Origin of the sequence: Empedobacter falsenii (genome assembly GCF_019308355.1) — a bacterium.
In the GTDB taxonomy this organism is placed as follows: Bacteria; Bacteroidota; Bacteroidia; order Flavobacteriales; family Weeksellaceae; genus Empedobacter; species Empedobacter falsenii_B.
In genome coordinates this window covers 1-7,161 of the sequence record NZ_JAAGKM010000072.1, presented here as the reverse complement: position 1 = coordinate 7,161, position 7,161 = coordinate 1, and the positions used below count along the sequence as shown (strand labels likewise).

The 7,161-nt window shown below is 33.4% G+C and carries 7 protein-coding genes and 1 pseudogene; 6 read left to right on the top strand and 2 right to left on the bottom strand.

Annotated elements, in window-relative coordinates; genetic code table 11:
• Positions 1–412: phage integrase N-terminal SAM-like domain-containing protein (locus G0Q09_RS14475; RefSeq protein ID WP_257468288.1), on the bottom strand; the 412-nt coding region annotated here is incomplete at its 3' end.
• Between the two features lie 495 nt (positions 413–907).
• Between G0Q09_RS14475 and G0Q09_RS14470 the strand changes: the two genes are divergently transcribed.
• The 6 genes and pseudogenes from G0Q09_RS14470 to G0Q09_RS15160 all read left to right on the top strand — a co-directional run bounded on the left by G0Q09_RS14470 (position 908) and on the right by G0Q09_RS15160 (position 6,323).
• Positions 908–1,246 carry a helix-turn-helix domain-containing protein gene (locus tag G0Q09_RS14470; RefSeq protein WP_219035411.1) on the top strand — a complete coding sequence of 113 codons (339 nt, stop codon included), beginning with the start codon at positions 908–910 and terminating at the stop codon, positions 1,244–1,246.
• Entirely contained in the window at positions 1,236–2,273 is a 1,038-nt protein-coding gene (locus G0Q09_RS14465) for a DNA cytosine methyltransferase (protein ID WP_219035410.1), read from the top strand. Before G0Q09_RS14470 ends, G0Q09_RS14465 begins: the two co-directional genes overlap by 11 nt.
• Before the next feature lies 1 nt (position 2,274).
• Positions 2,275–3,666 (top strand): protein NO VEIN domain-containing protein, encoded by a 1,392-nt coding sequence (locus G0Q09_RS14460; RefSeq protein WP_219035409.1) that lies wholly within the window; start codon positions 2,275–2,277, stop codon positions 3,664–3,666.
• Between the two features lie 2 nt (positions 3,667–3,668).
• Complete coding sequence (locus tag G0Q09_RS14455; protein WP_219035408.1) at positions 3,669–4,703, top strand: DNA cytosine methyltransferase; 1,035 nt, start codon at positions 3,669–3,671, stop codon at positions 4,701–4,703.
• An 18-nt stretch (positions 4,704–4,721) separates the two neighbouring features.
• Positions 4,722–5,312 carry a KwaA family protein gene (locus G0Q09_RS14450; RefSeq protein ID WP_219035407.1) on the top strand — a complete coding sequence of 197 codons (591 nt, stop codon included), beginning with the start codon at positions 4,722–4,724 and terminating at the stop codon, positions 5,310–5,312.
• Positions 5,305–6,323 (top strand): annotated as a pseudogene (locus G0Q09_RS15160) (Kiwa anti-phage protein KwaB-like domain-containing protein). The gene G0Q09_RS14450 and the pseudogene G0Q09_RS15160 overlap by 8 nt, the downstream one beginning before the upstream one ends.
• A 362-nt stretch (positions 6,324–6,685) precedes the next feature.
• Here G0Q09_RS15160 and G0Q09_RS14440 read toward each other — a convergent pair.
• Positions 6,686–7,161, bottom strand: a 476-nt coding sequence (locus tag G0Q09_RS14440) for an IS91 family transposase (protein WP_219035406.1), incomplete at its 5' end; no start/stop codon positions are given.

The window sequence follows — 7,161 nt, the reverse complement described above, 5'->3', positions numbered from 1 at the left end:
GAATGCCGATTAAGATTTTATGTTTTAAAAGTTTACAGCCGGACAACATCTGCCAAACCTCCTGTTTACTAAGCACTACAGGCAGTTTTTTCTCTTTTTTAATTTCCGGAAGACTCAAAAAATCATAACTTAAACCTTCCGATTTTAGCAGAAACCGAAGTCCGTAAACGGTGTGTTTAAAATACGATTGCGAAGGCGATTTAGATTTTTTCTGTAGATAAAAAAGGTAATCGTGAATTTGCTCGGTATCCACTTCTGTAGGAATTTTTCCGAAATGTAGCGACACTGCAGCGACGTGTCTGGAGTAATTTTGAAACGTACTTTGGCTCCTTCCCAACACCGAAACCGTACGTTCAAACCTTTGCAAAAGCTCCGCAAATCCCGGAACTTCCCGCTTTGCCTGATTGATCAATTTGTTTTCTCTGAGCTCTTCTAAACTCTTTTTTTTGTTGCCATTCTATTGATTTTTAATTAGTTTTACAAAGTAATCAAAAATATGCAGACGGGGCTACCGAAGGTTTAGTTCAACACGTGTTTTGTGCAATAGGGGCTGACGTGGTTAATTGAACATTTGTACTACTATCGGTCTATGTGGCAGGTTGAACGTTCCGCCTCCGAAAACCCCTACTGCACAAAGCACCTTAACGTTATCGGTAATGGCATTTGAACGCTTCGACACAAAATCAACGGACGAACAAAAAAGAAAAAAGTGCCAACGCTTCGCAAAAATTAAAAGAGGTGCAAGCCGACACACAAAGCCAACGCTATTGCACCACATTTAATTTTTCCCAACCGCACCCAAGCCCACCCACCACCCAATTTGTAAAAAAAATCAAACTAAAAAATTTGCCGAACTAAATTCTTTGTGTAAATTTGTCAAAATCGTCAAGATTTAAAATTCAAGACAATGGAAGCAAATTTTGGAGAATATATTAGAAAATTAAGAACCGAAAACGGTTTAACACTTACTCAATTAGGTGCAAAACTTGGTATTGATTCAGGTGCTTTGAGTAAAATCGAAACAGGCAAAAAAGAATTTGACGAAAAATGTTTAGAAAAATTAGCTAATACTTTTGGTCTTGACATTGAAGATTTGAAAAGTGAATATTTTGGCGACCAATTCGCTAAAAAAATGTATCAATATAACTGTTCTCCAAAAACTTTGATTGTTGCTGAAGAAAGAGTTAATTACTTGAAAAGTGTAAATGTAAAACAAGGAGAAATCAATTTTGATAATGAAAAATAGACCAACAGTAATAGACTTATTTTGTGGTTGCGGTGGACTTTCTTATGGGTTCATCGAGGCAGGATATGATGTGCTTTTGGGTATTGACCATTGGAAAGACGCAATTGTTACCTTTGAAAATACGCACAAAAACGCAAAAGGAATAGTTGCAGATTTATTTACTGAAACTCCAAAAGAAATTTCAAAACAAACAGGAATTGAAAATGTTGATGTAATCATTGGTGGACCGCCTTGCCAAGGTTTTTCCATTGCAGGAAAAAGAATTGTTGATGACGAACGCAATAAACTTTATAAATCGTTTGTGAATTTTGTAAAATATTATCAGCCAAAAGTTTTCTTAATGGAAAATGTGCCAAACATTGTTTCAATGGGAAAAGGTATTGTGAAAGACAGTATCATTGAAGATTTTGAAAAACTTGGCTATACCGTAGTTTATAAAATTTTATTGGCTTCTGATTTTGGTGTTCCACAAAACAGAAAACGTACGTTTTTTATTGGCACAAAAAAGAACAAAGAATTTATTTTTCCCAAACCGACAACTGAAAATCATATTACTTCAAAAGAAGCCATATCGGACTTACCAAAAGACACTTTGGAGGACGGAAGCAAATATCCTATCAAACCTCAAAATGAATTTCAAAAGATGATGAGAAAAAACTCCAAAGGAGTTTTCAATCATCAAATTACAATTCATAATGAGAAAACAATTGAAATTATTTCGATGGTTCCCGACGGTGGAAATTATAAGAGTTTACCAAAAGAACTTCATCAGACAAGAAAAGTAAATATTGCGTGGACGAGATTAAACAGTCAAAAACCGAGCTTCACGATTGACACAGGACACAATCATCATTTTCATTATGAATTTGACCGAGTGCCAACTGCAAGAGAGAGTGCAAGACTGCAATCTTTTCCCGATGATTATATTTTTAAAGGAGGAAAAACAAGTCAATTAAAACAAATTGGAAATGCTGTTCCACCATTATTGGCTAAAACAATAGCAGAAGAATTAATTAAATACATTTAAAATGTTCAATCCAGATATTCAATATAGATGCACGATTATTCGAGGTAAAGCACAAAAGGAATTAGACAATCTTTTACCTGCTTATGCTAACATTGTTGCAGAAATATGTCCTTGTACAAAGGAAATATTTGACCAAGAATTTAATGACAGATTATCTCAAATCATCTATAATGATGATTTTGAAAATCTTGGAGAGAATAATCAAAAAACAATCAGAAATCACATAACCGAAGTTGCAGGGAAACTTTTTGGACTATATTATTCTGACGAACATTATATTTATGAAAGTCCAAGTAACGAAAAACTTTTAGTTGATAACGACCAACCTGCATTTTTCAAAAACCTTTGTTTGAATTTTCAATTTCCAAACGGAACTCAAAAAATCCAAACGGTTGAAGAACGCATAAATGACGGTATAAAATTCAAGCCTTTTCATTTTGTTTTGGCTTTGCTTTCATTGGCTCAAAATAATGGAATTGTTCTTACCAAAGATGAAATTGGTTATTATGTATTGAATGCGAAACAAGTTTTACAAGGAACAATTTCCGTAGAAGAGGTTTTAGGTGTAATTCTAAAAGACAGAGCCGAAAATACAAGCAAAAAATTAGAATCAGGTTCTTTTCATACACAACACATAAGAGAACAATTTAACTTATCGGCTTTAGCCAACCTGATAATTATCGAAGGAGATAAATTGGTAATCAATAAAGCCGAACAAGAAATTATTGATGTTTTTATTTCAGAATTAGCTCAACCGTTACAATTCGACATTTTCAAATATGATTTGAATAATGATGATGAGAAAAAACAAATGTATTCTGATTGGTCTGCTTATTTCGGAAAAATCGCTGTTCCAAATCCTGAAATTTTATCAACCTCAATAGTAGCATTGCAACGAGAGGAAATCGAAAAACCGAAAGTTCCGCAAAAAGGAACTGACCAAACTATTTTAGGAGATGAAGGAGAAGATTTTGTTTTCAGTTTAGAAAAAAACAGAGTAAACACAACGCATCCACGTTTGGTAAACAAAGTATTGCTTTTAGGTAAACAAAGAGGTTTAGGTTATGATATTTCTTCTGTAGAAGCAGACGAAAACCGGGAAGAACCCGAATTTGCAAGGTTTGTAGAAGTTAAATCTACAAAACGAATTACCGAACCCGACTTAAACGACAATTCTTGGACTGATACAATCAACCTGACAAGAAAAGAATGGATAGCTGCAAAACAATATCGTTCTGCATATAATATTTATCGGGTTTATTTTACTCCAAATGCGACAATCGTAAGAAAAATAAACGACCCTTTCGGAAAAAACGAAAGCGGAATTATTACAGTTTTACCAACTCTGTACAGAATGGATTTTGGTTCTGAAAGTATAGACAAACAATATTAATTATGGAAAATAAAATTAAAGTAGCATCATTTTTTTGTGGCTGTGGAGGCTCGGATTTAGGAATACTCGGAGATTTTAAATTCCTAAAAGAACATTATGCTCCTCTCCCATTTGAGATAAGTTATGCTTTGGATTTTGACAAATATGCAGTTGAAACATACAATGCAAACTTTGAGCATCCTGCGGTTTGTGATGATATTAAAAACGTGGACATTAATCAAATAGAAGATTTTGATTTGTTGCTTGGTGGTTTCCCTTGTCAATCATTCAGTACAGTAAACCCAAACAAAGACACGAATGATGACAGAGCAAATCTTTACAAAGAACTTGTTAAAATTCTTAAAGCAAAACAACCTAAATTCTTTGTTTGTGAAAACGTGAAAGGATTAGTAACACTTCAAAAAGGAGAAATCCTTAAAAAAGTTATTACTGAATTTGAAAGTGTTGGTTACAAAGTAAAATACAAAGTATTACTCGCATCAAACTTTGGAATACCACAAAAAAGAGAACGTGTTTTTATTGTGGGAGTACGAAATGACGTAGATGTTGATTACAAATTCCCAACAGATACACATTCTGAAACCAATCTTTTCAGTACAAAAAAATGGGTTCCATTAAAAGAAGTAATTCCACAATTAGCCATTGAGGAAGAAAAGTATTATTTCTCAAAACGAGCTGTTGAGGGAATGAAAAACGCAAAAAATAATATGAAACGTGGTTTGTACCAAGACTTGAACGGACAATGCCTAACAGTAACTTCGCATTTGGCAAAGACAAGTTTAAATTCTCGTGACCCTGTTTTATTAGTCAATCCAGAACAAGAAATTTACAGACGTTTTACTCCAAGAGAAGCGGCAAGTATTCAGTCTTTTCCTAAAAACTTTGTTTTTCCTGTGAGTGAAACACAAGCCTATAAGCAGATTGGTAACGCAATTCCGCCTGTTTTAATGTGGCACGTTGCAAATGCTTTGGCAGAAAGTTGTAAAAAGACAAATATTTCTGTTATTGAAAAAGAGTTAGTTGAACAACCTTTTTAATATTTGAAAAATGATGTAATGAAAAAAGTAAAACTCAATAATATTGCAATTTTTGTATTGTTCATTACATCATATATTCCATTGTTTGGACTGTTGATTTTACGACAAGTCAAACAAAATATTGAGTATTTGAATTTTGGAGGATTTAGCCAAGAAAGTATTTTTTTAGCTTTTAAGAAATTTGGATTAAGTGCTTTTCTTTTTCTTTTTGCAATATTTGGGTATATCGGACTGAAATTTTTATTGACAAATTTAGACACTAAAAAATCAAATGGAGAACTTGTGAAAATTGTTGAGGTAGAAAACAAAAATAGTGAAAGCATAAGTTATATTTCTACCTACATCGTTCCGTTTATATTTCAGGATACCAACAACTTGTTTGACATTACTTCTATTTTTATTGTTTTAGTCATCATATTTTTCATTTACACCAAATCAAATATGATTGTAATAAACCCCATTTTGAGTATTACCCATACACTTTACCAAGTCGATTACAATAAAAAAGGAAAAACAAAAAAAGGGCTTTTAATAACGAAAGAAGAAGATTTGGAAAGCGAACAAGAAATAAAAATGAACCTAATTACGAAAAATATTTATTATGGATAAATCTCTATTAGTTGATATAATTAGTCAGGCAAGTGCGGAAAATTTGAAGATGTACTTTGTAACTCGTATTCTCAAAGAGGGAATGAAAGCCAACTCACGAGTTTTAGAAAAGTTTGATTTCAAAGTTTATCAGATAGAAATTACAGACGAAGTAAGAAAGTATCTTTATGAACTTTCACTAAAACAGTTTCAGAAAATTCAAGATAACGAAGATTTACATTTCTTTGATTATGATGTCATTGCAGATGAAACAGAACATTTGTTTACATATCAAATGCAAAATAAAGTTGGTTCATTTTCAGATGTTGTTTACAACCAATTAAACCAAAGTCCTCAAAAAATCACAGATTTAAACGATATACTTCAAGACGAAACTCTTTGGGCATATTGTGTAGAATTTGAAATTGACAGCGATAAATCTTTCTACACATTTAGAAAAATATCGCCAGGAAAAGTTGGTATTGAAAAGGAAAAAGACGGAGAAAAGAAAAGTATAGGAAGTACAATAAGAACTTTTTTTGACACCAACACTAATACATTATCGTTATTGAAAAGCGATACTGTTTATTTGGATAAACAAATAGATTGTATCTTCTACGAAGAAACTTTTTACGTTTTGAAAAAGTATTACTTTGAGCAACTTGTAGGATTGCAGGAAGAGTACAAAAAAGAGCTGAAGATATTGCAACTTCAATTTCCAAACACGAATGTTTTGGAGATGTAAAATTACTAAATGACAAAATAGAAACGAAAGTTGCTATTCATAAAAAGTTAATGAAATTGGAAAAAATAGGAAACTTAAACTCTCTAACTTCAAAGAACATCAAGAAATTGGAAACATTAGGCAAAAAGAAAAAAGCCCCAATAAACATAAAGGACGGTAAAATTCAATTCGAAACGGAAGAAGATATAGACAATGTAATCAAACTCTTATGTGATTATTTTAAAACAGGAGATTATTCAGGCAAACCATACGGAACATACGCAGGAAAATTACAAACGGCAGACTAACCCAACGCTTTTGGTAGCACATTTGCATTTTTCCAACCGCACAAAGCCATACAAAATTGCAAAAGAGCTACCAAGCCAACACACGACAAAGCCCCCGAAAACATAACGAATGAATTACCACTACCGATAATAGCTAAGTTTTCGTTGCGTGCGTAGCACGAACAATGAAAACCCTGTTGAACGGAAGCTTCGGCAGCTTTTGGTTGGGTATTTTCCCACACTATGGGTTTATCGACAAAAGATTTTTAGAGATACAAGAGACTTTGAAAGAGTCTCTTTTTTTGTGGGTGATTTTGGCGAGTTTTTCATGGTTTTATCGTGCTTTCCTTCACGTTAGGGTAAGATTTCCCTTACCCAAAATGCTAAATTTTAGGGGTTTCAAAATTTTGGCTCATCTCCAAAAACCATGTTGGCGGACCTCGAAGATCGAACGTGGCAATCGTTACCAAATTTCCAACTTTACAACAACTACATTTCGGCTGAAAAGCTTTTGGCGGAAGCTTTTCTTTGGGCTGGATGCCTAAATTTTGTTGCAGATTTTTAAGTTTGATACGCTTCCAGGTGCTGCTCAAAAAACCATAATGACGGATTTTTACAAATCTTTTCGGTAAAATATGCATCGCAAATCTTCGGATAAACTCTTTATGGCTTAAAACCATCTGCTTTTTGATGCCTTTTTGGCGGTAATCTTTGTAAGAAAAAGTTACCGTTTCCGCGTCAATTTTCCTGATTCTCTGGTTGCTGATGGCGATTTTATGCGTGTATCTGCCCAAATATTCCACCACAGATTTTGGGCTTCCAAAAGGCTTTTTAGCAAAAACCACCCAAGGTTTTTCCC